The organism is Chromobacterium sp. FG22 (assembly GCF_057809415.1).
The window spans coordinates 1-23,052 of sequence record NZ_JBMDJX010000022.1 but is presented as its reverse complement, the minus strand read 5'-3'; the positions used below and the strand labels follow the sequence as shown (position 1 = coordinate 23,052).

Sequence of the window (23,052 nt, the reverse complement as noted above, 5' to 3'; positions counted from 1 at the left end):
AGCCGCGTGCCGTTTCATACAGCGCGGCATCAGGAATGGAAGCCTGAATAGAATCGGGGGATATCATCCCAATGCCACGCTATAGCTGCGCCCATCAGGGCAGGTTATGGCAGGGAGGCCTTTGGCCTGCTGGCTCCGATTCGCCTGCCTTCCAACCCTGTCATATGCCTGCCCATCGTGATTGGAAGCGGGATGGCAGGCTCATTTTGGATCGGAGCCCGTCATGCCTCTATTGTCAGTTCTATCCCTGCTTTCCAAACCGCCTCCGCCCAAGGAGGCCGCTCAATCTCCAGCCGCTCTCCCAGCGGCCAGCCGTCTGATCAAGACCGTCAAACATCTGCAAGGTCTGCGTTCGGAAAATACCGCGCTTGCCGCCATCGATCCCGTTCTGATTCATTTAGCCCGTTGCTGCGAGCATTACGACGATATCGCCGAAGAGTTGCGTCAATGCAATGAGGCCTTGGGCGCGGTGCTGTTGATGTTGCGTCACACCGAAAACGCGCAAGTGCGCGGCAAGGCGCTGTGGGCCTTGCTGGAGCCTTTGCAGCAGCGTTTGCAGGGGGCGATGGAGAGGCTGGAGACGGTGACGTCTTAGAACCTGTTTACGATCCGTTGCGTGTCGCGAGCAAGGCCTTGTTTCGCTTTGGTTGGCGTGATCCTCAACCGCGGGTGCCGGTGGGTATCGCCTGCGGCTCCACCCACCCTACGTGCGGTCGTTGGCCAGCGGTAGGGTGGGTGGAGCCGCAGGCGATACCCACGCGGCGGTCTTGAAGAGGTTTGGGGCGCTTCGGATAGGCGGTGTCCTGTGCGCCAAGCCAGGGCCAAAACACTGAACAGGTCGTGCACAGGCTTTTAGCGTGGCTACTCGTCCTACTGATGCGCAGCGGATGGTGGACAGGCGCTCAGGCCAGCATGTGTTCCGGGTCGAAGTCCGGATTCAGCCGCGAGCTCAGCACGTGGTCGCGCCAGGCGCCGTTCAGATAGAGATAGTTTTTGGCGTGGCCTTCGATCTCGAAGCCCAGCCGCTTGAGCAGGCCGGCGCTGCGCAGATTGTGGGGCTGGTAGTTGGCCTGGACCCGGTGCAGCTTGAGGGTGTCGAAGGCGCAGCGTATCACCGCTTCCAGCGCTTCGCGCATCAGGCCCTGGCCCTGGCAGTGCTGGTCCAGCCCATAGCCCAGGTGACAGGATTGGAAGGCGCCGCGGCTGATATTGCTGAGGCCGACGCTGCCGATCACCCGTTCCGGCTCGGCGTGCAGGGCCAGCAGGAAGCGGCCGCCGCGGCCTTCTTCCCAGTCGCGCGCGCGTTGGCGCAGCTGCATGGTCCAGTACAGCTCGGTGAAGAACATGTCGCCGGGCTTGGGGTCCCAGGGTTCGAAGTGCTGGCGGTTGCGGACGTGGAAATCCAGCATCGCGCGCGCCTGCGCCGGCTGAGCCGGCAACAGCAGCAGGCGCGGCGTGTTGAGGGTGGGCTGGGCGATGGGCATGCGGAGCGGTCAGGCGCTGGCGGGGAAGGCGATCTCGGCCGCCGCACGGAGCAGGATGGGCACGCCGAAGCTGCCCAGCTTGGGCAGGGTGGCGTTTTCATGGGCGCGGATCTGGGCGGCGCTGGCGTGGTCCTTGTCGTGGGTGGTGTGCGCGTCGCTGGCCAGGATGATGGCGTAGCCGTGGGCCGCCGCGCTGCGGGTGGTGGTGTCGATGCAGAATTCGCTGGCGTAGCCGGCGATGACCAGTTGGCCGACGCCCCATTGTTGCAGTTGCTGATGCAGGCCGGTGCGCAGGAAGGAGTCCGGCGTGGTCTTGCGCAGGTAGTGGTCGTCCGGCTGGGCGTCCAGGCCGCGGGCCAGCTGCCATTCCGCCGAGCCGTGGATCAGCGGCGCGCTGGCGCGTTCGTGTTGAACCCAGACCACCGGCGTTCCGGCCGCGCGCGCGGCGGCGGCCAGTTGATTGAGGCGGGCGATGACGGCGTCGGCGTGGTCGGCGCGGGGTTCGTGGTCGAACATGCCGCTTTGCACGTCGATGATCAGCAGGGCGGTTTTCATCGGGGTTTCCTGTCGCGGGATTGAGTCGCCAATGTCATATGAAACGGCTTAAAAAGCAAGCCCCGCCGGGGCGGGGCTTGGGTGGAAACTTGGAATCTGTTTACGATCTCGCGAGCTAAGGTGAGACAAGGCGAAAACGGCTGAGAAAGCGGAATGTACGCGTGGTACATGAGCATTTCGAAGCCTTTTTCAACGCCGTATCGCCGACGCGCAGCAGATCGTAAGCAGGTTCTCAGGCGGTCAGCCTGTCCAGCGCTTCCTTATACTTGGCCGCGGTCTTCTCGCGCACTTCCAGCGGCACCGTCGGCGCCGGCGCCTGTTTGTTCCAGCCGGAGGCTTCCAGCCAGTCGCGGACGAACTGCTTGTCGAAGGACGGCGGGTTGCCGCCCGGCGCGTAGCTGTCCGCCGGCCAGAAGCGGCTGGAGTCCGGGGTCAGCGCCTCGTCCATCAGCGTCAGCACGCCGTTCTCGTCCAGGCCGAACTCGAACTTGGTGTCGCAGATGATGATGCCGCGGCTGGCGGCGAATTCGGCGGCGGCGCGGTAGAGCTTGATCGCGGTGTCGCGCACCTGGGCGGCCAGTTCGGCGCCGACGATTTCCTCGCAGCGCTGGTAGCTGATGTTTTCGTCGTGGTCGCCCACCGCCGCCTTGGTGGACGGGGTGAAGATGGGTTCGGGCAGCTTGTCGGCCTCGCGCAGGCCGGCCGGCAGCGCCAGGCCGCAGACGGTGCCGCTCTGGCGGTATTCCTTCCAGCCGGAGCCGGCCAGGTAGCCGCGCACCACGGCTTCGATCGGCACCGGTTTCAGGCGCTTGGCCACCACGGCGCGGCCGGTCACTTGCGGCAGGTCGGCGGCGGAGACCACGTCTTCCGGCGCGTCGCCGGTCAGGTGGCAGGGCACCAGCTCTTTGAGCTTGTCGAACCAGAAGTTGGAGATGGCGGTGAGGATCTGGCCCTTGCCGGGAATGGGATCGTCCAGGATCACGTCGAAGGCGGACAGCCGGTCGGTGGCGATCATCAGCATGCGCTGGTCGTCGATCTCGTACAGGTCGCGGACCTTGCCGGAGTAGATTTTCTTCAAGCTGGTCAGTTGGGTGGTGTTGAGTCCGGTCATCGGAAATCCTCGGTGGAGCGGGCAATGTGTTTCAAGGCTTCGCGCCGGCTGAGCCCGGATAGCGGCGTGGCCGCGACAAAGGCGCGCACGGCGCGGGCGTCGGTGTAAGCGTATTCGCGCAAGGCCCAGCCTATGGCCTTGCGGATGAAGAATTCGGCGTCGCCGGCATTGGCGGCGCAGTAGCGGAACAGGCGTTCGGCGTCGGTGTCGGTTTTCCAGCGCAGCTGGTGCAGGATGGCGACGCGGCGCAGCCAGAAGTCGGCGTCGCCGCTGAGCGCGTCCATATCGTGTTGCAGATCGCGGTGTTGGCGCGCGAGCGTGCCGACCACCCAGGCGGCCAAGCCGTCCACGCAGTCCCACCAGGGCTTGGCGGCGGCCAGGGTCAGCAGCCGCGGCAGGCTGGCGGCCGGCAGTGCCTCGGCGCGCGCGGTCAGCAGGTCCACCGCCGCGTATTGGAATTCGCGTTCCGGCTGCCGCCACAGTTGTTCGGCCAGTTCCAGGCAGTATTCCGCGGTTTGGGTCTTCAGCGCGCGGATCCAGGGCGTGGAGACCTTGCGGCGCGCCGGCGTGGGCACGCCGAGAAAGTCGAACTGCTCGCGCATATAGGCGCGCATCGGCGCGGCCTGTTCCGGGACGGCGGCGGCGCTCAGTCCGGCGCGCAGCGCGGCGATGTCGGCGTTCATGCCGGCGCCTCGTCGAAGAAGCGCATGCCGGCGTAAGGCCGGGCGCGGCAGGCGGCCAGCCGCGAGGCGAGGTTGCCGACGTGCAGCTCGAGCTGATGGCCGTCCGGGTCCAGGAAGTAGAGCGAGTCGCCCTCGCTGCGGTTGTCCCGCCATTGGCGGACGCCGGCGGCGGCCAGGCGCTCGCGCCAGGCCGGGAAGTCGGCGGCGTCCACGCCGAAGGCGTAATGGGTGTAGCCGGGGGCTGGCGCGGCGGCCGGGTCCAAGGACAGGCACAGCCACAGGCCGTCCAGGCTCAGGTAGCCGCCGCCGTCCCAGCGCGCATGGGGCTGGCAACCCAGGGTGAGGGCGTAGAAGTCCCAGGCGCGCTCCAGATCGCGCACCGCCAGGGTCAGGTGATTGAGTCCGTTCAGCTTCATGGCGAAAAAATGGCGAAGCCGGAAAGCTTCGCCATGCGCTTACAAGGTATCCTTCAAGGCCCGGGCCTGATCCAAGGCTTCGTCGGCCGTAGCCGCCATCACATTGAAGTGGCCCATCTTGCGGCCGGGGCGCGCGCTTTTCTTGCCGTACAGATGCAGTTGGGCGTTGGGCGCTTCCGCCAGCACGTCCCAATTGGGCTGGGCGCCGTTGTCCTTCCACACATCGCCCAGCAGATTGACCATCACCACCGGGCTGAGCAGCTCGGTGCGGCCCGGCAGCAGGCCGCACATTGCGCGCACCTGTTGCTGGAACTGGTCGGTCAGGCAGGCGGTGAGCGTGTAATGGCCGGAGTTGTGCGGCCGCGGCGCGATTTCGTTGACCACCAGGCTGTCGTCGGCCAGCACGAAGAATTCCACCGCCAGCACGCCAACGTAGTCCAGCGCCTCGGCCAGCCGCATCGCCATGGCTTGCGCTTCGGCCGCCAGCGCCGGCTTGATGCGCGCCGGCACGATGGATTCGTCCAGGATGCCGTCGGCGTGGATGTTCTCGGCCACCGGGAACACCGCGCTCTGGGTGGCGCTGACCCGGGTGACGATGGCGGACACTTCCAGCTGCAGGTCCAGCATTTTTTCCAGCACGCAGGCCTGTCCGCCCAGGTTGGCGTAGGCGGCGCGCGCCTCGGCCGCGGTGCTCACCCGCACCTGGCCTTTGCCGTCGTAGCCCAGACGCGCGGTTTTCAGGATGCCGGGCAGATAGGGCGAGAGTTCGACCTGGATGTCTTCCACGCTCTGGATGGCCAGATAGGGCGCGGTGGGCAGGCCGGCCTTGGCGATCCAGGCTTTTTCCGCGATGCGGTCCTGGGCGATGGCGACGCAGTCGCCGGACGGGGACACGCGGGTGGTCTTGGCCAGCAGGCGCATCGCGTCGGCGTTGACGTTCTCGAATTCGGTGGTGACGGCGGCGCAGCTTTTGGCCAAGTCTTCCAGCGCGGCGGGATCGTTGAACGGCGCGCACAGGTGGCGGTCGGCGAAGTCCGCCGCCGGCGCGGCTTCATCCGGGTCTAGCACGGTGACGCGGTAGCCCATGGTCTTGGCGGCGACGGCGAACATGCGGCCCAACTGGCCGCCGCCCAGGATGCCCAGCATCGCCGGGGGCAGGATGGCGGCCATTATTCGATCTCCGGCAGGGTCATCGCCAGCACGGTTTCTTCTTGCTTGCGGCGGAAGGCGATCAGTTGTTCCGCCAGTTCCGGGCGGGTGGCGGCCAGCATGGCCACGGCGAACAGCGCGGCGTTGGCGGCGCCGGCCTCGCCGATGGCGAAGGTGGCCACCGGGATGCCCTTGGGCATTTGCACGATGGAGAGCAGGGAATCCTCGCCGCGCAGGTATTTGGACGGCACCGGCACGCCCAGCACCGGCACATGGGTCTTGGCGGCCAGCATGCCCGGCAGGTGGGCGGCGCCGCCGGCGCCGGCGATGATGGCCTTCAGGCCGCGCTCGGCAGCGGTTTCTGCGTATTGGAACAGCAGGTCGGGAGTACGGTGGGCGGAGACGACGCGGGTTTCACAGGCGATGCCGAAGTCTTTGAGCACGCGGGCGGCGTTCTGCATGACTTCCCAATCGCTGTTGCTACCCATCACGATGCCGACTTCAATCATGGCGGAGAAGCTCGCTGGTTGAGGCTAAAGCCGGGATTTTACCCGATTGGGGCCTGCTGCCGTTATGGTTTTTTATTTTGACATCAAGGTACTTAGGGCATATCACATCAGCCGCGGATAAGTGAACAGAATCAGGTGCACAGCGTTGAAGGCGACATGGGCCAGCACCGCCCACAAGACCTGGCGGGTGGCGGCGTAGACCAGGCCGTAACCCAGGCCGGCCAGGGTGGCGAGCCCCACCCAGACCCAGCCGCCGGCGACGTGGACCAGGCCGAAGGCCACCGCGGCGGCCATCAGGGCGGGAAAGGGTTCGGTGCGCAATTCCAGCCAGCGTTGCAGGCCGGCGCGGAAGAAGGCTTCCTCCGCCAGCGAAACCAGGAAGAAGTTGGCGAACAGCCAGGGCAGCAGCCAATGCGGCCATTTCGGCGCCCAGGCGATGACGCCGGCCACGCTGGCCAGGCCCAGCACGACCAGCAGCAGCAGCGCGCCGACGCCGGCCGCCGCCGGGCCCCAGCGCCGTTCCACTTGCGGGCTGGCGGCCAGCACCATCAAGAGCAGCCAGCCGGCGGCGCCCTTGTCGTAACTCCAGTACAGCCGGTAGGGCGCGCTGTTCGGCGTGCTCAGGCCCTGCCACAGCAAGGGGTTGTCGAAGCCGGGCAAGGCGTGCAGCGCCAGCGCCAGCAGCAGCGCGATCCAGACCAGCCACAGCTCCGGCCGCCGGTAGTGGCGCGCGGCCAGGCTGACGGCGAGGGCGGCGAGGAGGGCCGCGGCGCCCAAGGGCTGCACCAGGCCGCAGGCGATGGCGACGCCGGCGCTGCTGAGCGCGGCCAGGCGGGAGGGCCAGCGCAGGCGCAGGCTTTCGGCCAGCAAGGCCAGGGCCAATAGGAGGAAGGCGGCAAGGGATAGGGAATCCGGCAGGGGCGGGGTGGGCAGAGGCATGGCGGGCTCGCGGCGGGATGGGTTTGGATACTGAATGATACCTAAGAACCTGTTTACGATCTGCTGCGCGTCGTGAGACGTGGCACGGTGAGTATGGCATTCAAAATGCTCATGTACCGTGTGTGCATTCCGCTTTCCCCACCGCAACGCCATGTCATGTCTTGGTTCGCGAGATCGTAAGCGCGCCCTGAAAGCGTTGAGAAAAAAGCCGCCGCCGTCTGGTTTTGGGCCAGAGCCGCGGCGGCAGGCTCCCGGTGTGCAGGGAAAGGAAGCCGCAAGCGAACCGGCGGCCGGCGCCGGGGCGCCGACCGCCGGCCGGCTTAGTTGGCTTTGGCCGCGCGCACCGCGGCGGCGGCGTCGGTGATGCCGGCGGAGCAACCTTCGCAATCCGCCGCCGGTTGGCGGGCGGTCTTGATCAGGATGTTGCGCACCGCTTTCCAGTTGAGGCTGGGGTTGGAGGACAGCATCAGCGCCACCAGGCCGGCCACGTGGGGCGTGGCCATGGAGGTGCCCTGGAAGGCGGCGTAGCTGTCCGCGCCCGGCACGGTAGTACCACTGTTCAGCGTGGAATAGATGCCGGGGTCGCCGCTGTTGAGGTCGCCGCCCGGCGCGGTGACGGTGGTGATCGCGCCGTAGTTGGAGTAGGAGGCGATGCCGCCGGACTTGCCGTTGGAAGCGACGGTGATCACGCCGGGGCAGCTGGCCGGGTTGGTGTTGCGCACGTTCTTCATCGCGTTGCCGGCGGCCACCACCACCACGCCGTTGCGGGCGTTGACCTGCTGGATGGCGTCGCGGTAGGTGCGGCTGCACGGCTGGGCGCCGCCCAGCGACATGCTCAGCACCCGCGCCACATTGGCGTTGACCGGCGCGCCGGGCACGGTGGCGCCCACCGCCCACAGCATGGCGTCGGCGATGTCCGAGCTGGCGCCGCCGCATTGGCCCAGCACGCGCAGCGGCAGCAGCTTGGATTTGGGCGCCACGCCGGTCAGGCCGTTGGCGTCGCCGGCGGCCGCGGCGATGGTGCCGGCCACGTGAGTGCCGTGCCAGCTGCTGTTGCCGGCGCGGCACAGGCTGCCGTCGCTGTAATCGCCCTGATCCAGGCCGTTGTTGGTGCGCGCGTTTTGCACCGGTTGGCCGTTGCTGTCCAGCAGCGGGCTGCCGTCGGCATTGGTCTGCGCCACCGCCGGCAGGCGCGCGCGCTTGGGATCGGAGATGAAGTTGTAGCCCGGTTCCAGCAGATTGGGCTTGAGGTCGGCGTGCGGACGGTAGCCGGTGTCCAGCACCGCCACGGTGACGCCGGCGCCCAGCGACAGGTCCCAGGCCGCCGGCAGGTTCATCGCGCCCGGTTCGCCGGCGCTAGCCTGCATATCCCATTGCTTGGCCGCGTAGAGCGGGCTGCTGGGCAGGTAGTTGGGGCTCATGACGAAGTCCGGCTCGGCGTATTCCACCGCCGGGTCTTGCTGGATCTTGCGCGCCAGGGTCTGGGCTTCGGCCACGCTCATCGCCTTGCCGCTTTGATAGACGTAGGCGCCGGTGCCCATCTGGTGATGGAATTGCAGCGGGCTGCCGCTCAGTTGCTGCACGCGTTGGGTGCGGGCGGCGAAATCCGCCGGGCGGCTGGACGGGGCGCGGCCGCCGTTGGCGATGCGAGCCTGGGTCAGTTGCAGCTGGGAGACGCTGTGGTATTTGACGATGATGCCGGTGATGCCGGCGGCGGAGGGCGCCGCGGCGGCGATGTCGGCGCCGGCGCCGGCCAGCAGCGCGGCGGTCAGCAGGGACAGCGAGGTTTTGCGGTTCATGTGTTATTGCTCCAATGCGGCGACGGCTTAGTTCTTGACGTAGGGGATGGCGGCGAGGCCGGCCGGGGCATTGCCGCCGGCGGACGGGCTGCCCCAGGCGACGAACTTGCCGTCCTTGGCCACGGCGAGGAAGCCGCCGAGCGGAGTGCTGTAAATGGCGCGGATATTGACCAGGCGCGAGCGGACGGCGGAGCTGTCGCCGCCGTGGGTGGGCGCGCCCCAGGTGACCACGCTGCCGTCGGCCTTCAAGGCGGCGAAGGCGTAGTCGTTGGCGAACACGGCCACCACATCGCGCAGGCGGTGCCGCACCGCGCTGCTGTCGCCGCCGCGCAGTTCATCGCCCCAGGTCACGACGCTGCCGTCCTGACGCAGCGCGGCGAAGGCCAGTTCGGTGGAGGCGATGGCGCGCACGCGGTTGAGCTGGTGTTGCACGCCGCTGGCGTCGTTGCGGGCGCTGTCGCCCCAGGTGACCACGCTGCCGTCCTTGCGCAAGGCGGCGAAGGCGGTCTTGCTGGCGTAGAGCTTGGCCACGCCGGCCAGGTTGCCGGCCACCGGGCCGGTGTCGGCGCCGCGGTCGAAATAGGCGCTGCCTATGGTGGCCACCGAGCCGTCCTGCTTCAGCGCGGCGAAGACGTTGAGGTTGGTCTGCACGGCGCTGACGCCGGCGGGCATGGGCTCGCTGCCGTCGTAGTAGTCGCTGGTCTGGCCGTCCCAGTTCAGGCCCCACACCACCACGCTGCCGTCTTTTTTCAGCGCGGCGAAGTTGTAATCGGTGGCGGCGATGCTGGCCACATTGTTGAGTTTGGCGGCCAGCGGCGAGGCGTCGCCGCCGGAGTTGGGGTCGCCGAAGGCGAGCACGCTGCCGTCCTTCTTCAGCACCGCCACCGCGCCCAGATTGTGGCTGACGCTGGCGACGTCCGTCAGCGCGGCCAGTCGGGCGGCGTCGAAGTAGGAGGAGATGGATTTGGAGCCGCCGCTGCCGTCGAAGGTGGTTTCGATATTGCCCCAGCTGGTGGCGCTGCCGTCGCCGTTGAGCGCGACGAAGCCGCGTTTGGTGGGCCACAGCTTGGCGATCTTGCCCAGCGGCGCCACCGGGGAGGTGGCGTCGGCGCTGCCTACGCCCACCGGGCCGGCGAAACTGGCGCCGGAGCCGGCGCGGCCCCAGCCGACGACGGTGCCGTCGGCCTGCAGCGCGGCCATCGCGCGTTCATTGCCGGCCACCGCCACCACGTCCTTGGGTTGGGCGGGCAGGGCGGAGGTGTCGCCGCCCAGGCGGCGGCTGCCCCAGACCGCCAGCGTGCGGTCCGCCTTGAGCACGGCGAACACCGACGGCGCGCTGAACACGTTTTGCGGCACCAGGGTCTGGCTGGCGCTGGTCAGCGCGCAGCTGACGGTGGCGGTCAGCGGCTGGTCCGGCGCGCTGTCTTCGGCGCTGAAGCCGCGGGCGCCGTTGCTCCATTGCACGCGGGGCTGGCCCAGGCACAGGCCGCTGGGCACCGCGGTCAGCACGCCGCCGCGGTTGCCGAAGATGTCCACCGCCAGGCGGCCGCTGCCGCCATGATGGCTGGAGCCGTCGCCGGGCTGGCTGCCGCTGCCGTCGTCTTCGCAGCCGGACAGGCCGCCGATCAGCGCTACGCCCACGGCGATAGCGCCAAGCCGGAACCATTGGGTTCCGCTTGCTTGTGTGGTTCTCATCACGGGTAACTCCTTTGTAGATCTTGTCGTTTGTATTTTTATCCTGGGTTTAAACCCAGAACGAATATATTGTCATGCGATAAGCATGTTTGGTAGAGAAAACGCATGGATAAGGCAAGCGGGAGCGGAGGCGGCGGAGGGAGGGGGAGGCGGAGCGCTGCGCCATTTTGGTGCGGCGAGCGGATAACCATTGGTTATAATTATTTGTGTTTTAATTTTTTATTGAAAAATCAGCTATTTGCCGGCGACGGAAACGACGCGGAAGACAAAGCCAGCCGCGGCGGGCTGGCTTCAAAATGGGGCATGAGGGCCGGAGGGGAGCCGGCCGGGGTGTTACATTTTTGCCAGTTGTTGGCGCGCTTTTTGGGCGGAATCCGTCTTGGGATACAGTTTGATCAGGCGTTTGTAAGTGGCTTTGGCCTGGTCCATCTGGCCTAGGTCGCGCTGGCAATTGCCGATATTGCGCAGGGCTTCCGGCGCGAAGTGGTTGTCCGGAAACTGCTCGACGAAGCGGCGATGGATGTCGATGGCGGCGTCGTATTGGCGCAGCGCGGTGTGGGACACGCCCAGCCAGTAAGTGGCTTCCGCCACTTGCGGCGCTTGCGGGTTTTGTTCGATGAAGCCGCGCAGCGCGTCGGCGGCTTTGGCGAAGTCGCGAGCGCGCAGCAGGTTCAGCGCCTTGTCGTAATCCGGGCTGGTGGCGGCGCCGCCGTCCGCGGAGCCGGAGGCCGCGTCGCCGTGCGTGGCGGGCATGGGCTTGGCGCCGCTGTTCTCCAGGTGGCCCAATCGGCCGTCCAGATCGTTGTACAGGTCGTTCTGGCGCTTCTGCGTGGTTTGCAGATTGTAGTTCAGCACTTCCACGTCGCCGCGCAGCTTGGCCACTTCGGCCTTCATCGCTTCCAGCTGGCTGACCATTTCCAACAGCTTTTCATTGGAAAGCTTGCTTTCCACTTCATTGAGCCGGGTGGACGCCTGGCGGTTGACTTGGTCCAGCTGGCGGCGGGTTTCTTCCAGATCGCCGGTGGTGGCGCAGCCGGTGAGAACCAGCAAGAGCGCGCTGCAGAGGGTGAGCCGTTTCATGGTTGTCCCGGGATGTCCCGCCGTCCGGCCCGGAGGGGACGACGCTTGTAAGGTGGGTGGCAATGAATACAGCCGGATATCTTAACGGCAAGCGCGTGAAAACGCATCCGCCCGATGTCCGGCTGTAAAAGCCGGCCCTGAATCGGGCCGGCGGTTTGGGCTTAGTGGCCTTGGTACACGATGTCGGCGCGACGGTTCTCGGCGAAGTCCGCGTCGGTGTTGCCGGTGGCGCGCGGTTTTTCCTTGCCGAAGCTGACCGCTTCCAGCTGGCTTTCCTTGGCGCCCAGCACTTCCATCGCCTTTTTCACGCTTTCGGCGCGACGCTGACCCAGGGCCAGGTTGTATTCGCGGCTGCCGCGGGCGTCGGTGTTGCCCTGGATGATGACTTTTTTGTCAGCGTTCTGCTTCAGGTAGGCGGAGTGGGTTTCCACTACCGGCTTGCCGCTGGCGTCAACGGAGGAGGAGTCGAAGCCGAAGTAGACGCTGCGCTTGGCCAGCGGGCTGTTGGGATCGTTCAAGGGATCCACGGACACCTGGTTCTGGTTGCCGCTGCCGGTGTCCACCGGCGCGGTGGTCTGCGGCGTGGTGGGCTGCTGGGTGCCGGCGGTGGTGTCAGCCGGTTTGGTGCTGGCGCAGGCGGCCAGCAGGGTAACGGTGGCGGTGCCGAGGACGAGTTGTTTCCAGTTCATATCAATAGCTCCAATTAAGGACGATTAAATGGGCCCCAAGCCGGGTCCTGTACATCGCCGTTGATCACGGCCAATTTCACTTTGCTGCTGCCATCCGTGGTGGCGGCGTACAACACGCTCTTGCCGCCGGCGTCGCTGGCGTACAGCACCATGCGGCCGTTGGGGGCGAAGCTTGGGCGTTCGTTGTAGCCGCTGTCCGACAGCGCGCGGCTGTCGTTGGTGGCCAGGTCTTGCGCCATCACGCGGAAGTTGCCTCCCTCGCGACGGATGTAACTCAGGGTCTTGCCGTCCGGCGACACCTTGGGCGACACGTTGTAGCGTCCTTCCCAGGTGACGCGCTGGGCGTTGCCGCCATCGGCGGACACGCGGTAGATCTGCGGACCGCCGGCGCGGTCGGAGACAAAGTACAAGCTGCCGCCGTCCGGGCTCCATGTGGGCTCGGTGTCGATGCCGCCGTTGTACATCAGCCTGCGCGCGCCGCCGCCGTTGGCGTTGATCACGTAAATCTGCGAATTGCCGCTGGTGGTCAGCACCACCGCCAGCTTGCCGCCGTCCGGGCTCCAGGCCGGCGCGGAATTGCTGCCCTTGAAGTTGGCGGCGGCGAAACGCTGGCCGGTGGCCAGGCTCTGCACCCAGACCACCGGCTTCTTGCTTTCAAACGACACATAGGCGATGCGTCCGCCGTCCGGGCTCCAGCTGGGGGAGATGATGGGCTCCCTGGAGCGCAGAATGGTCTGGGCGCGTCCGCCGTCCACGTCCGCCACTTGCAAGAGATAGCTGCCGCCGGTCTTCAGCACGTAAACGATGCGGGTGTTGAAGAAGCCTTTCTGGCCGGTGATCGCCTCGTAGATCATGTCGGCGATCGCGTGCGCCACCTGGCGTGTGCGGTCCGGGGTGACGGTGAATTCGCCGCCGGTCAGCTGCTTCTTCTGCGCGACGTCCATCAGCCGGAAACTGATTTTCAACTGTCCGCCGCCCGCGGCCTCCACTTTGCCGATGGCGACGGACTGCGCGCCGGCGGCCTGCCACAGCGGGTAGCGGATGTCGGCGGGCTCAAACGGCGTATTGGCCACGCCGGCGGCGTCCACCATGCGGAAGACGCCGGAAATCGTCAGATCGTTCTTGATCACCGGGCTCAGGCCGCCCTGGGCGTTGGCTTCGTCCTTGAACGGCGCGATGGCGATGGCGTGGCGATTGGCCCCGCCGCCGACGATCTCGATGGTCATTTCCGCTTGCGCGCCGCCTGCGGCCATCAGGCCCAGCGTGACGAGCAGCATATTTAACAGAGTTTTGAAGCTGGACATTAGTTCCCTCGAATCAGTCTATCGGCATGAGGCGACGCCGCAGCCGGTCCATCATGGCTTGTGTTTGGTCCGCCTTATGACTTGGGCCGGAACTCCATCTTGAACTGCCGGTAGCCATCGTTGAAATTGGCGCCGGGCGGCAGCGCCGGGAAGGTTTTCGTTTCCCAGATCGCCCTTTGCACCGCGTCGTCGTAAGCCTTGCTGCCGCTGCTTTGCAGCAGCTGCACCCGGTTCACTTCCAGCGAGGGCAGCAGGCTGACCTGCAACACCACTTTGGGGTTGCCGCTCAGTTCCGGCGGCACTTGCACCAGCGGGGTGACTTTGGCCTTGACCCGGCTGATCCAGCCGGCCTTGGCCGTCGACGAGCCGTTGGCCGCGCCGCCGGCCACGCCGTTGGGCGAACCGGCCTGATCGCTGCGCGCATTGGCCTTGCCGCTGGTGCGCGGGTTGTCCAGGCTGGCCAACAGGTCGTCGGCTTCCGGGTTGTAGGTTTTGGACGGCTTGGGCTTGGCCTGCGGTTTGGCGGCCGGCGCCGGCGGCGCTTTGGCCTCCGGTTTTTTCTCGGCGGGCTTGTCCGCTTTTTTCGCTTCGGGCTTCTTCGCCGGTTCCGGCTTGGGCTCCGGTTTAGGCTCGGGCTTGGGTTCCGGTTTGAGCTTGGGCGGCTCCGGCGGTTTCTTGTCGCGGCCCAGGTTGACGTCGGCCGGCGGCTCGGCCACGACGGGGCGCGGCGGTTCCGTCACCGGCGCGGGCTTGGGTTCGGCCACCGCGGTCGGCGCGGGCGGCGGCGGCGCGGTGGTCCACAGCTCCAGCGCCACCGGCGCCTGTTCCTGCAGGGTTTGGGAATGGAAGCCGCCCCACAGCAGCAGGCCGACCACGGCGACGTGCAGCAGTACCGAAACGATCAGCGACCAAGGACGCGGCGAGGTGGACACTGCGGCCATCATCCCTGCTTCTGCTGCTTGACCGTCAGCGCCACGCGCTTGACGCCGGCCTGGTGGAGTTTGTCGGCGATCTGCACCACTTCGGCGTACTTGAGGTTGGCGTCGGCGGAGATGGCCACCGGGCGTTCGGCCGCGCCCAAGGCCTGGATTTGCACCGCAAGGTCGGCGACGGAGGCGACGTCGGTCTTGCGGTCGTTGTCTATCAGTTGAATCTTGCCCTGGGCGTCCACGGTCACTTCCAGCGGACGGGTGTCGATGCTAGCGGCCTGGGACACGCTGGGCACTTCGATCACGCCGGGCGTGAACATCGGCGCGGTCACCATGAAGATGACCAGCAGCACCAGCATCACGTCGATGTAAGGCACGACGTTCATCTGGTTCATCTGGCGGCGGGGACGGCGATTGAGCATGGAGCGTCTGTTAGCGTTGGCAAGCGGTCATGATACACCGGGCTCCGGTCTAGGTGTCCGGGGGAAGCGGATCAGACCGCGGCGGATCATGAAAAGTTCATGGCCACGGTCGCCTGTGGGGCTCAGGCCAGCCGCGTGCACAGGGTCAGCCCGTCCCCCACCGGCAGCACGCACATGCGGATGCGCGGGTCGTGCTTCAGGCCGGCGTTGAAGTCGTGCATCAGATGCACGCCGGGCGGGTCTTCCGGCTTGGGCTCCACCACGCGGCCGGACAGGAAAATATTGTCGATGGCGATCACGCCGCCGGGGCGCACCAGCTGCAGGCAGGCTTCGTAATAGTCGCGGTAGGCAGGCTTGTCCGCGTCGATGAAGGCCAGGTCGTACTGGCCGGCCTGGCCGGCGTCCAGCTGTTGGCGCAGGGTGGCGAGCGCCGGTTGCAACACCAGTTCGATGCGCTCGGCGACGCCGGCGCGGGCCCAGTAGTCGCGAGCGACGGCGGTGAAGGTTTCGCTGACGTCGCAGGCCAGCGTGCGGCCGTCTTCCGGCATCGCCAGCGTCACCGCCAGCGCGCTGTAACCGGTGAATACGCCGATCTCCAGATAGCGGCGCGCGCCTATCAGCTGCGCCAGCCAGGCCATGAACTGGCCCTGTTCCGGCGCGATCTGCATTTTGGCCATGCGGTGGGTGGCGGTGAATTCGCGCAGATCGCGCATCACCGGGTGTTCGCTGAGGCTGATGTTCAGCAGGTAATCGTGCAAGGCGCCGTCTAGCGCCACGGTGCGGCTGGTCATGGGGTGTGCAGTGCAATCGGAAACGCCCGCGGCGCGGGCGTCGGGTCAGGCGGGGAGCCGGGCTTATTCCGGCTGGTAGACATAGGGCTGCTGCGGCACGCGGGATTCTTTCCAGCGTTCCTGGTCGTCGGCGTTCACTTGACGATCCCACAGGGTCAGGCGCAGTTCGCGGCGCTGGCTGTCCACTTCCGGATGTTCTTCCAGGAAGCCGTTGATGAATTGGGTGAAATCGGACTGATACATCGCATCGTTCCTTCTGGGGTGATGTCGTGATTTTAATCGATAAATCGCCGCGCAGTCAGCTTGAGCGCCCGCTTTACATTCTTTTTGACAACAGATTTCAAACTGTAACGCAAATCTGGTTGCGTCGGAGAAGCTTTGCTGCGATATTGCGCAAAAGATTTAAAGACATTTAAGCAAAATTTTAAACTGAAAAGGCGTTTTTGTTTAAGCAAATTAAACTTAACGGTTTATGTGATGCGAATTCGCAATGTGGACAGCTTGGTGCAGTTCTACCCCGAGACCTTGACCTATCTGCGGCTGCTGGCTCGGCTGACGCATTTGGCGATGGTATTGGCGCCCGGCTGCGTTTTGCTGCTGCTTGAGCCGGTTTCGGCGGAGGCCCGCGTGCAGGCCGTGCAGGTCTTGCTGCTTGCCGGCGTCCTGGCCTTGCTGTCTTTTCAGGCTTTTGGCGTCTACGGCGGCGGCATGTTTCTGCGTCAGCTGCGTTTGCGGCCCTTGGCCGCGGCGTGCGCGCTGCTGTTTGCGGTCTTGTGGCTGGCGCGCGGGTTGTCGCCAGCGCTGGCGGCCTTGCCGGACCGGCTGTGGCCGGTCTGGTTCGCGGCGACGCTGACGCTCTTGCTGTCGCAGCGCTTGCTGGTGCACGTCTGGTGCCGCCGGCTGGTGCGCCGCGGCGTGGGCCTGCAACGCACGGTGATTCTGGGCTGTACCGCCAGCGGCCACCTGCTGGCCGGCTTCCTGCGGGAGAACGCGGACATCCGCGCTTGCGTGATTGGTTTCGTCGACGACCGCTCCGACCGTTTGCAGCACGCGATGGCCGGCCTGCCCTATTTGGGCGGCATGCAGCGGCTGGAGGCGATGGTGCGCGAGGGCGAGGTGCAGCAAATCCTGGTGGCGCTGCCCTGGGCGGCGGTCAAGCGGATGGGGGATTTGGTCAGCCTGCTGCGGCGCTTGCCGGTGACGGTGCTGCTGGCGCCGGACATGGCGGGCTTGCGGCACGCCCATCATCGGGTGAGCGCGGTGGCCGGGCTGCCCATGTTCAATATTTCCGAGCGGCCGCTCAAGGGCTGGTCGCCCTTGCTCAAGCGCTGCGAGGACGTGTTGCTGGCCGCTTGCGCGCTGACGCTGGCCGCGCCGCTGATGTTGTTGATCTCCGCGGCGATCAAGCTGGACTCGCCGGGGCCGGTGTTGTTCCGGCAGCGGCGCTACGGCTACAACAACCGCCTGATCGAGGTCTACAAATTCCGCTCCATGTACGTGGAGCAGGCCGACGCGGACGCCGAGGCGCAAACCACCCGCCGCGACCCGCGCGTGACCCGCGTCGGCCGCTTCATCCGCAAGACCAGCCTGGACGAGTTGCCGCAATTGCTCAATGTGCTGGGCGGCAGCATGTCCATGGTGGGGCCGCGTCCGCACGCCACTGCCACCAAGGCCGCCGGCGTCTTGTTCGAGGACGCGGTGGCGGAATATTCCGCCCGCCACCGGGTCAAGCCGGGCATTACCGGCTGGGCCCAGGTCAACGGCTACCGCGGCGAGACCGACACGCTGACCAAGATAGAGCGTCGGGTGGCGCACGATCTCGAATACATCGAGAACTGGTCGCTGTGGTTCGACGCCTACATCCTGATCCGCACCCTGCCGGCCGTGCTCTCGGCCGACGAAGCCTATTGAGGCCGCCATGCAAAGCCCAAGACCAGAACTGATTCCCTGCATCGTGTCCGGCGGCGCCGGCACCCGTTTGTGGCCGGTGTCCCGGCAAGCGTTTCCCAAGCCCTTCATCCGGCTGGCCGACGATCAGAGCCTGTTGCAGAAAGCCTTTCTGCGCGCCGCGCGCCTGCCGGGGGTGAAACGGGTGATGATCATCACCAATCAGCAGGCGCAGCTGCGCACCCTGGACGAATGCCGGGCGGTCAACGCCGGCGGACTGGCGCTGGAGCTGCTGCTGGAGCCGGAAGGGCGCAACACCGCGCCGGCGCTGGCGGCGGCGGCCGCGGACCTGCTGGAGCGCGAGCCGGAGGCCAATCCGCTGCTGCTGGCGTTGCCGGCGGATCATCTGATCGCCGACGAAGCCGCTTTCGCCGCCGCGGTGGAGAAGGCCGCGCGGCTGGCCGCCGCCGGCCGCATCGTCGTTTTCGGCCTGACGCCCAACCGCGCGGAAACCGGCTTCGGCTATATCGAGGCCGGCGCGGCGATCGGCGTCGACGGCCAGGAGGTAGCGCGTTTCGTGGAAAAGCCGGACCGCGCCGCCGCCGAGAGCTATTTGGCCGGCGGCCGTCATCTGTGGAACAGCGGCATGTTCTGTTTTTCCGCCGCCGCGCTGTGCGCAGAACTGGCCGAACACGCGCCCCAGGTGCTGGCGGCGGTGCGGGACTGCCTGGCGCACAGCCCGGCGTCCCCGCACGCGGACCACAGGCTGCGCGCGCTGGAGCATGAGCGCTTCGGCCGCTGCCCGGACATTTCCATCGACTACGCGGTGATGGAGCATACCCGCGCCGCGGCGGTGGTGCGCTGCGAGCTGGGCTGGAGCGATATCGGCAACTGGGACAGCCTGGCCGAGCAGTTCCCGGCCGACGCGGACGGCAACCGCGTCAGCGGCGACGCCTTGCTGCGGGACAGCCGGGATTGCTTCATCCAGAGCCGCGGCCGGCTGATCGCGATGCTGGGCGTGGACAATCTGGCGGTGGTGGACACTCCGGACGCCTTGTTGGTGGCCAAGCGCGAGCGCAGTCAGGACGTGAGGGAGCTGGCGCGGCGGCTGCAGGAGCAGAACCACCCGGCCTGGCGGCTGCACCTGAGCTCGCAGCGGCCCTGGGGCCATTACACCGTGCTGGCGGACAGCGAGCGCTACAAGATCAAGCGCATCGTGGTGAAGCCCGGCGCGGCGCTGTCCTTGCAGATGCATCATCACCGCAGCGAGCACTGGATCGTGGTCAGCGGCACGGCGATGGTGACCCACGGCCAAGAAGAGCGCTTGCTGCACACCAATGAATCCACCTTCATTCCCGCCGGCGAAACCCATAGATTGAGCAATCCCGGCCTGATCGACCTGGTGTTGATCGAGGTGCAGAGCGGCGAATACCTGGGCGAGGACGACATCGTGCGCTTCGCCGACGACTACGGCCGTTCGGAGACCGCGCCGTGAGCCGAACCGCGCTGATCCTGCCGGTGCGCAACGCCGGCCGCCATCTGGACCGGCTGCTGCCGGCGCTGGCGGCGCAAAGCCTGCGCCCGGACGAATGGCTGGTGCTGGACAGCGAGTCCAGCGACGGCAGCCGGGCGCGCCTGCTGGCCGCCGGCGCCAGCGTGGTGCCGGTGCGCGCCGCGGACTTCAATCACGGCGGCACCCGCCGGCTGGCCAGCGAGCTGACCGACGCCAAGGTGCTGATCTATCTGACCCAGGACGCCATTCCCGCCGGCCCCGACGCCCTGCGCCGCTTGCGCGACGCGCTGCTGGCGGAGGACGACATCGGCGTCGCCTACGGCCGTCAACTGCCGCAGCCGGACGCCGGCTTGCTGGGCGCGCACGCGCGCCGCTTCAATTATCCGCCGTTCAGCCGCACCAAGCGGCTGGCCGACGCCGCCGAGCTGGGCATCAAGACCTGTTTCAGCTCGGACTCCTTCGCCGCTTATCGCCGCGAGGCGCTGCGCGGGGTGGGCGGTTTCCCCGTGGACGTGATCGGCTCCGAAGACGCCCACGTCGCCGGCCGCATGCTGCTGGCCGGCTGGTCGGTGCGCTACGAAGCCGCCGCCTGCGTCCACCATTCCCACGATTACGGGCTGTGGGAGGAAATGCGCCGTTATTTCGACATCGGCGTGTTCTACGGCCGCGAGCGCTGGATCGCCGAACGCTTCGGCCGCGCCGGCGCGGAAGGGCGGCGCTTTGTGCGTTCGGAACTGGAGACGGTGCGCCGCGCCGGCCAGCCCTGGCGGCAGTCCGAAGTGCTGCTGCGCTGCGCGCTCAAGCTGGCCGGCTACCGGCTGGGCCATGTCGAACGCTGGCTGCCGCGCGCGCTCAAGCGCCGCCTCAGCATGTTCCCCGCTTACTGGAAATGAACGCGATGACCACCGCCAAGCTCGCCGCCGTCTTGTTGTCCGCCCTTGTGGGCGGACTGACGGCCTGTTCCACCCCCAGCACCATCGCGCTACCGGACGCCAAGACCGTGGAAGCGCGGCGGCTGGCGCTGCGCGACATCAGCCAATTGCCGCCGCCGACGACGCGGGTGATGAACGGCGACACCCTGCGCATCGTCCGCGACGCGCAATCCCCGGCGGAAAAAGACGAGATGGCGCTGTTCTTCGTGCGCCCGGACGGCAGCTTTTCTTATCCCAACGCCGGCCTGGTCCGCGGCGGCGGCCGCACGCCGGAGGAGATAGGGGCGGAGATCACCGAGCGGCTGTCCGCGCTGTACCGCCAGCCGCAAGTCACCGTCAACATCGCCATCGCGCCGGGCAACCGCGTCTTCGTCGGCGGCGCGGTGCGCAATCCGTCCGCCTTCGAGCTGAGCGCCGCCGCCAGCATCGAACAGGCGGTGATAGGCGCCGGCGGCGTGCTGCCGTCCGCCGACAGCGAGCACGTGGCGCTGCTGCGCATGGACGAGACCGGCCTGTATCAGATTTATTTCACCGATCTGGCGCGGATGCTGGACCCGGCCGCCGGACGGCGCGGGGTGATGCTGCAGCGCGGCGACATCGTGTTCGTGCCCAAGTCCGCCATCGGCAAGGCGGTGGAAGGCGTGGACATGTACGTCAACCAGCTGCTGCCCTTCTCCAAGGCGATAGGCATAGGACTGAATTACGACCTGGGCGGCAAGGGCAGCAACAACGTCAACATCCAGAACAACCCCACCATCAAGGCCGGCGGCTAGCCCCTGGTCCGCACCGGCGATAGCGATATGATAGAAATCCGCTCCTTCCGCGATCTGGCCCGCCTGTTCTTCATCTTCCGGCGCGAGTTCAAATGGGCCTTCGTCGCCACCGTGCTGGTGGCGGCGCTGGGCGCCTTCCTGCTGCCGGCCCGCTACGAATCCGAAGCGCGGCTGCTGGTCAAGCCCGGCCGCGACACCAGTACGTTGCCGATCGAATACGCCGACCGTCAGACGCTGGTGGCGCCCAGCACTCAGCGCGACCCCATCGTCGACGAGGAAAAGCTGCTGACCGGCCGCCCCATCATCCACCAAGTGGCCGACTACTACCTGAACGAGATGCGCTCGCCGCCGCCGCAAGGCTGGTGGAAAACCGTCAAGCATCGGCTAAAGCAGGCGGCCGGCGCTGTGCTGGACGGCGCGCGCGACGCGCTGGCCCTGATCGGGGTGGTGGAAACGCAGACGCCGCAGGAACGGCTGGCCGCCAAGCTGGAAAAGCAATTCAGCGTCAGCCACCAAAGCGGCTCGGCGGTGATGGAAATCGCTTTCAGCTGGGACGATCCGGCGGTGGCGCGGCAAGTGCTGAACAAATGGCTGGCGCTGTACATCGACGAGCGCAGCCGCGCGCTGGGGCGCAAAAGCCTGTACGCGTTTTACGAAACCGAAAGCGGCAAGCTGGCCGAGCAGATCGCCGGCTACAAGGAGCGGATCGGCCAGCAATTGCGCCAGATCGACGGCATCAGCTCCAAGGAGCGTCTGGACAGCCTCACCGACCAGCTCAACAAGCTGGAGGCGGCGCGCCGCGCCGATCAGGCGGAGTGGACGGCGATGCAGGGCGGCATCGCCAACGCCCAGGCCAGCGGCGGCAAGCTGCCGCGCGAAATCGTCAAGGAGCGCGAACTGAGCCTGAACCCGGCGCGGCAAGACCTCAAGCTCAAGCTCAACGGCCTGGAGCTGGAACGGCTGGACAAGCTCAAGACCTATCTGCCGGACGCGCCGCCCATCCGCGAACTGGATGAAAACATCGCCGCGCTTAAGAACTTGATCGCCCGGGAAAAAGACACGGTGCAGCGCTCGGAAAACCGCGCGCCCAGCGATCTCGTCAATCTGCTGGAGCGCGGCAAGTTGGAGCGCGGCATGCGCGCCGGCGAGCTGAAGGCCAAGGTGGCGGCTTACGACAAGGCCATCGCCGAGCTGAAGGACGAGCGCGCGCGCATTCTCGGCGTGGAGCCGGAGCTGTCGCGGCTGGAACGCAATCTGGCGGTGGCGGAAAAGAACTACCTGCTCTACCGCGACAGCCTGGAAAAAGCGCGCATAGACCGCGAGCTGGACAACAGCCGCATCAGCAATATCGCGGTGATAGAGCAGGCCACTTTCAGCCCGGCGCGCGTGTTTCCCAAGAGCCTGGCCATCCTGCTGGCCGCGGCGCCGGCCGGCCTGGCGGTGGGCCTGTTCGCGCTTTACCTGTGCTATCTGCTGGACCAACGCATCCACGACGGCGGCGGCGTAGAGCGCCGTTTCGGCGTGCCGCTGTGGAGCACGCTGATGGAGCTGGAGCCGGGGCGGACCCCGCCGCCGGCCTTCGAGGCCAGCGTCTATCGCCTTTACAGCCAGTTGCCGGCCGACAAGCTGGCGCGGGACGGCCTGGTCATCGGCCTGGCGTCGTCGCGGCGCGGCGAGGGCGTCAGCTTCGTCGCCGGTCATTTTTTGCGGGTGCTGGCCGAGCGCGGCGTGCCGGCGCGGCTGGCCGCCGGGGACGCGCGCGTCGCCGCCGGCGAGGTGGCGCTGATCGAAGCGCCGGCGCTGCTCGACAATCAGCAGGCCTTCGTGCAGCTGAAGCGCGCCGATCTGATCTTGCTGGTGGTGGGGGGGGGGGGCGCGCCCCCCCCCACCACGGTGCCGGTGGTGGAAAACGCGCTGGCCATCCTGGGCGCCGCGTTCGGACAGGTAGACGGCATTGTGCTCAACCGCCGCCGTTTTGAAATCCCCGCCGCCGTGTTGAGAGGCGCGGCGCGTTGGAAAGGAGAAGGCCGATGAAGATCGCCCTGCTGGCTCCGCTGCCGTCGGAGCAAAACGGCATCGCCGACTACGCCGACGCCTGGCGTCGGGCTTTGGAAGACGAAGGCGTCAGCGTCGTCTCCCCGCTGGACGGGCAGCCGCTGGCGCTCAATGCGCTGGAACTGTCCTGGCAGATGCAGAACGTGGACTGGCGGCGTTTCGATCTGGTGCACGCGGAACTGGGCGGCGGCCGCTGCGGTGAATTCATGGCGCTGGAGTGGTTGGCGCGCCATCAGCCGGGCTTGAGGCTGACGGCCACCGTCCATGATCCGGAACGCCTGGTCTGGCGGCCGCCCGGCTTGCCGCGGCGGCTGCCGCGCCCGCTGGCCCAGGCCGC

Annotated in this window: 24 protein-coding genes; 7 read left to right on the top strand and 17 right to left on the bottom strand. The window is 67.0% G+C overall.

Going from position 1 to position 23,052, the window contains the following annotated elements; all coding sequences use genetic code 11:
* Positions 1-223 precede the first annotated feature (223 nt).
* Positions 224-595 carry a hypothetical protein gene (locus ACODSD_RS18675; protein ID WP_227106267.1) on the top strand — a complete coding sequence of 124 codons (372 nt, stop codon included), beginning with the start codon at positions 224-226 and terminating at the stop codon, positions 593-595.
* A gap of 307 nt (positions 596-902) precedes the next feature.
* Here the strand turns inward: ACODSD_RS18675 and ACODSD_RS18670 are convergent, their stop codons facing one another.
* The 17 genes from ACODSD_RS18670 to ACODSD_RS18590 form a co-directional block, all read right to left on the bottom strand.
* Positions 903-1,484, bottom strand: coding sequence for a GNAT family N-acetyltransferase (locus ACODSD_RS18670; RefSeq protein ID WP_107801464.1), 582 nt, complete (start codon positions 1,482-1,484; stop codon positions 903-905).
* 9 nt (positions 1,485-1,493) lie between these two features.
* A complete protein-coding gene (locus ACODSD_RS18665) occupies positions 1,494-2,039 on the bottom strand; it encodes a cysteine hydrolase family protein (protein ID WP_107801465.1) in 546 nt (181 codons plus the stop codon).
* A 232-nt stretch (positions 2,040-2,271) separates the two neighbouring features.
* Entirely contained in the window at positions 2,272-3,150 is an 879-nt protein-coding gene (locus ACODSD_RS18660) for a phosphoribosylaminoimidazolesuccinocarboxamide synthase (protein ID WP_235085181.1), read from the bottom strand.
* Complete coding sequence (locus ACODSD_RS18655; RefSeq protein WP_488878011.1) at positions 3,147-3,833, bottom strand: DNA alkylation repair protein; 687 nt, start codon at positions 3,831-3,833, stop codon at positions 3,147-3,149. The genes ACODSD_RS18660 and ACODSD_RS18655 overlap by 4 nt, the downstream gene beginning before the upstream one ends.
* Entirely contained in the window at positions 3,830-4,249 is a 420-nt protein-coding gene (gene fos / locus ACODSD_RS18650) for a fosfomycin resistance glutathione transferase (protein ID WP_488878010.1), read from the bottom strand. The genes ACODSD_RS18655 and fos overlap by 4 nt, the downstream gene beginning before the upstream one ends.
* 39 nt (positions 4,250-4,288) lie before the next feature.
* Positions 4,289-5,419 carry a 5-(carboxyamino)imidazole ribonucleotide synthase gene (locus ACODSD_RS18645; RefSeq protein WP_227106279.1) on the bottom strand — a complete coding sequence of 377 codons (1,131 nt, stop codon included), beginning with the start codon at positions 5,417-5,419 and terminating at the stop codon, positions 4,289-4,291.
* Positions 5,419-5,907 (bottom strand): 5-(carboxyamino)imidazole ribonucleotide mutase, encoded by a 489-nt coding sequence (gene purE / locus ACODSD_RS18640; protein ID WP_191186231.1) that lies wholly within the window; start codon positions 5,905-5,907, stop codon positions 5,419-5,421. Before purE ends, ACODSD_RS18645 begins: the two co-directional genes overlap by 1 nt.
* Positions 5,908-6,009: 102 nt before the next feature.
* Positions 6,010-6,846, bottom strand: coding sequence for a CPBP family intramembrane glutamic endopeptidase (locus ACODSD_RS18635; RefSeq protein ID WP_488878009.1), 837 nt, complete (start codon positions 6,844-6,846; stop codon positions 6,010-6,012).
* Between the two features lie 320 nt (positions 6,847-7,166).
* Positions 7,167-8,645, bottom strand: a complete 1,479-nt coding sequence (locus ACODSD_RS18630; protein ID WP_107801472.1) for a S8 family peptidase — start codon at positions 8,643-8,645, stop codon at positions 7,167-7,169.
* Between the two features lie 27 nt (positions 8,646-8,672).
* Complete coding sequence (locus ACODSD_RS18625) at positions 8,673-10,340, bottom strand: hypothetical protein (RefSeq protein ID WP_488878008.1); 1,668 nt, start codon at positions 10,338-10,340, stop codon at positions 8,673-8,675.
* Between the two features lie 333 nt (positions 10,341-10,673).
* Complete coding sequence (ybgF, locus tag ACODSD_RS18620) at positions 10,674-11,420, bottom strand: tol-pal system protein YbgF (RefSeq protein WP_107801474.1); 747 nt, start codon at positions 11,418-11,420, stop codon at positions 10,674-10,676.
* 161 nt (positions 11,421-11,581) lie between these two features.
* On the bottom strand, positions 11,582-12,109 hold the full coding sequence (pal, locus tag ACODSD_RS18615; protein ID WP_107801475.1) for a peptidoglycan-associated lipoprotein Pal: 528 nt from the start codon (positions 12,107-12,109) through the stop codon (positions 11,582-11,584).
* A 14-nt stretch (positions 12,110-12,123) separates the two neighbouring features.
* Positions 12,124-13,413 (bottom strand): Tol-Pal system beta propeller repeat protein TolB, encoded by a 1,290-nt coding sequence (gene tolB / locus ACODSD_RS18610; RefSeq protein WP_486636323.1) that lies wholly within the window; start codon positions 13,411-13,413, stop codon positions 12,124-12,126.
* 74 nt (positions 13,414-13,487) lie between these two features.
* Entirely contained in the window at positions 13,488-14,357 is an 870-nt protein-coding gene (locus tag ACODSD_RS18605; RefSeq protein WP_488878007.1) for an energy transducer TonB, read from the bottom strand.
* Positions 14,354-14,764, bottom strand: coding sequence for a biopolymer transporter ExbD (locus tag ACODSD_RS18600; RefSeq protein ID WP_227106289.1), 411 nt, complete (start codon positions 14,762-14,764; stop codon positions 14,354-14,356). Before ACODSD_RS18600 ends, ACODSD_RS18605 begins: the two co-directional genes overlap by 4 nt.
* A gap of 122 nt (positions 14,765-14,886) precedes the next feature.
* Entirely contained in the window at positions 14,887-15,555 is a 669-nt protein-coding gene (locus ACODSD_RS18595) for a class I SAM-dependent methyltransferase (RefSeq protein ID WP_474455320.1), read from the bottom strand.
* A 63-nt stretch (positions 15,556-15,618) separates the two neighbouring features.
* Positions 15,619-15,798: a DUF3460 family protein gene (locus ACODSD_RS18590; RefSeq protein WP_235085168.1), complete on the bottom strand. Its 180-nt coding sequence runs from the start codon at positions 15,796-15,798 to the stop codon at positions 15,619-15,621.
* A 234-nt stretch (positions 15,799-16,032) separates the two neighbouring features.
* On the opposite strand from ACODSD_RS18590, the gene ACODSD_RS18585 reads away from it, so the two are divergent.
* From ACODSD_RS18585 to ACODSD_RS18560, 6 genes are all read left to right on the top strand, one after another.
* Entirely contained in the window at positions 16,033-17,466 is a 1,434-nt protein-coding gene (locus tag ACODSD_RS18585) for an undecaprenyl-phosphate glucose phosphotransferase (protein ID WP_488878006.1), read from the top strand.
* 7 nt (positions 17,467-17,473) lie between these two features.
* A complete protein-coding gene (locus tag ACODSD_RS18580) occupies positions 17,474-18,937 on the top strand; it encodes a mannose-1-phosphate guanylyltransferase/mannose-6-phosphate isomerase (RefSeq protein WP_488878005.1) in 1,464 nt (487 codons plus the stop codon).
* Complete coding sequence (locus tag ACODSD_RS18575; RefSeq protein WP_235085160.1) at positions 18,934-19,848, top strand: glycosyltransferase family 2 protein; 915 nt, start codon at positions 18,934-18,936, stop codon at positions 19,846-19,848. The genes ACODSD_RS18580 and ACODSD_RS18575 overlap by 4 nt, the downstream gene beginning before the upstream one ends.
* 5 nt (positions 19,849-19,853) lie before the next feature.
* Positions 19,854-20,660: a polysaccharide biosynthesis/export family protein gene (locus ACODSD_RS18570; RefSeq protein ID WP_107801483.1), complete on the top strand. Its 807-nt coding sequence runs from the start codon at positions 19,854-19,856 to the stop codon at positions 20,658-20,660.
* A gap of 27 nt (positions 20,661-20,687) precedes the next feature.
* Positions 20,688-22,694, top strand: a complete 2,007-nt coding sequence (locus ACODSD_RS18565) for a GumC family protein (protein WP_488878004.1) — start codon at positions 20,688-20,690, stop codon at positions 22,692-22,694.
* The coding region (locus tag ACODSD_RS18560) for a hypothetical protein (protein WP_488878003.1) at positions 22,691-23,052 on the top strand (362 nt) is incomplete at its 3' end. The genes ACODSD_RS18565 and ACODSD_RS18560, both read left to right, overlap by 4 nt.

What these genes read in the sequence shown, in the direction of transcription:
- ACODSD_RS18675 (WP_227106267.1), top strand. Translation starts at nt 224, where the DNA reads ATGCCTCTATTGTCAGTTCTATCCCTGCTTTCCAAACCGCCTCCGCCC.
- ACODSD_RS18670 (WP_107801464.1), bottom strand. Translation starts at nt 1,484, where the DNA reads ATGCCCATCGCCCAGCCCACCCTCAACACGCCGCGCCTGCTGCTGTTG.
- ACODSD_RS18665 (WP_107801465.1), bottom strand. Translation starts at nt 2,039, where the DNA reads ATGAAAACCGCCCTGCTGATCATCGACGTGCAAAGCGGCATGTTCGAC.
- ACODSD_RS18660 (WP_235085181.1), bottom strand. Translation starts at nt 3,150, where the DNA reads ATGACCGGACTCAACACCACCCAACTGACCAGCTTGAAGAAAATCTAC.
- ACODSD_RS18655 (WP_488878011.1), bottom strand. Translation starts at nt 3,833, where the DNA reads ATGAACGCCGACATCGCCGCGCTGCGCGCCGGACTGAGCGCCGCCGCC.
- fos (WP_488878010.1), bottom strand. Translation starts at nt 4,249, where the DNA reads ATGAAGCTGAACGGACTCAATCACCTGACCCTGGCGGTGCGCGATCTG.
- ACODSD_RS18645 (WP_227106279.1), bottom strand. Translation starts at nt 5,419, where the DNA reads ATGGCCGCCATCCTGCCCCCGGCGATGCTGGGCATCCTGGGCGGCGGC.
- purE (WP_191186231.1), bottom strand. Translation starts at nt 5,907, where the DNA reads ATGATTGAAGTCGGCATCGTGATGGGTAGCAACAGCGATTGGGAAGTC.
- ACODSD_RS18635 (WP_488878009.1), bottom strand. Translation starts at nt 6,846, where the DNA reads ATGCCTCTGCCCACCCCGCCCCTGCCGGATTCCCTATCCCTTGCCGCC.
- ACODSD_RS18630 (WP_107801472.1), bottom strand. Translation starts at nt 8,645, where the DNA reads ATGAACCGCAAAACCTCGCTGTCCCTGCTGACCGCCGCGCTGCTGGCC.
- ACODSD_RS18625 (WP_488878008.1), bottom strand. Translation starts at nt 10,340, where the DNA reads ATGAGAACCACACAAGCAAGCGGAACCCAATGGTTCCGGCTTGGCGCT.
- ybgF (WP_107801474.1), bottom strand. Translation starts at nt 11,420, where the DNA reads ATGAAACGGCTCACCCTCTGCAGCGCGCTCTTGCTGGTTCTCACCGGC.
- pal (WP_107801475.1), bottom strand. Translation starts at nt 12,109, where the DNA reads ATGAACTGGAAACAACTCGTCCTCGGCACCGCCACCGTTACCCTGCTG.
- tolB (WP_486636323.1), bottom strand. Translation starts at nt 13,413, where the DNA reads ATGTCCAGCTTCAAAACTCTGTTAAATATGCTGCTCGTCACGCTGGGC.
- ACODSD_RS18605 (WP_488878007.1), bottom strand. Translation starts at nt 14,357, where the DNA reads ATGATGGCCGCAGTGTCCACCTCGCCGCGTCCTTGGTCGCTGATCGTT.
- ACODSD_RS18600 (WP_227106289.1), bottom strand. Translation starts at nt 14,764, where the DNA reads ATGCTCAATCGCCGTCCCCGCCGCCAGATGAACCAGATGAACGTCGTG.
- ACODSD_RS18595 (WP_474455320.1), bottom strand. Translation starts at nt 15,555, where the DNA reads ATGACCAGCCGCACCGTGGCGCTAGACGGCGCCTTGCACGATTACCTG.
- ACODSD_RS18590 (WP_235085168.1), bottom strand. Translation starts at nt 15,798, where the DNA reads ATGTATCAGTCCGATTTCACCCAATTCATCAACGGCTTCCTGGAAGAA.
- ACODSD_RS18585 (WP_488878006.1), top strand. Translation starts at nt 16,033, where the DNA reads ATGCGAATTCGCAATGTGGACAGCTTGGTGCAGTTCTACCCCGAGACC.
- ACODSD_RS18580 (WP_488878005.1), top strand. Translation starts at nt 17,474, where the DNA reads ATGCAAAGCCCAAGACCAGAACTGATTCCCTGCATCGTGTCCGGCGGC.
- ACODSD_RS18570 (WP_107801483.1), top strand. Translation starts at nt 19,854, where the DNA reads ATGACCACCGCCAAGCTCGCCGCCGTCTTGTTGTCCGCCCTTGTGGGC.
- ACODSD_RS18565 (WP_488878004.1), top strand. Translation starts at nt 20,688, where the DNA reads ATGATAGAAATCCGCTCCTTCCGCGATCTGGCCCGCCTGTTCTTCATC.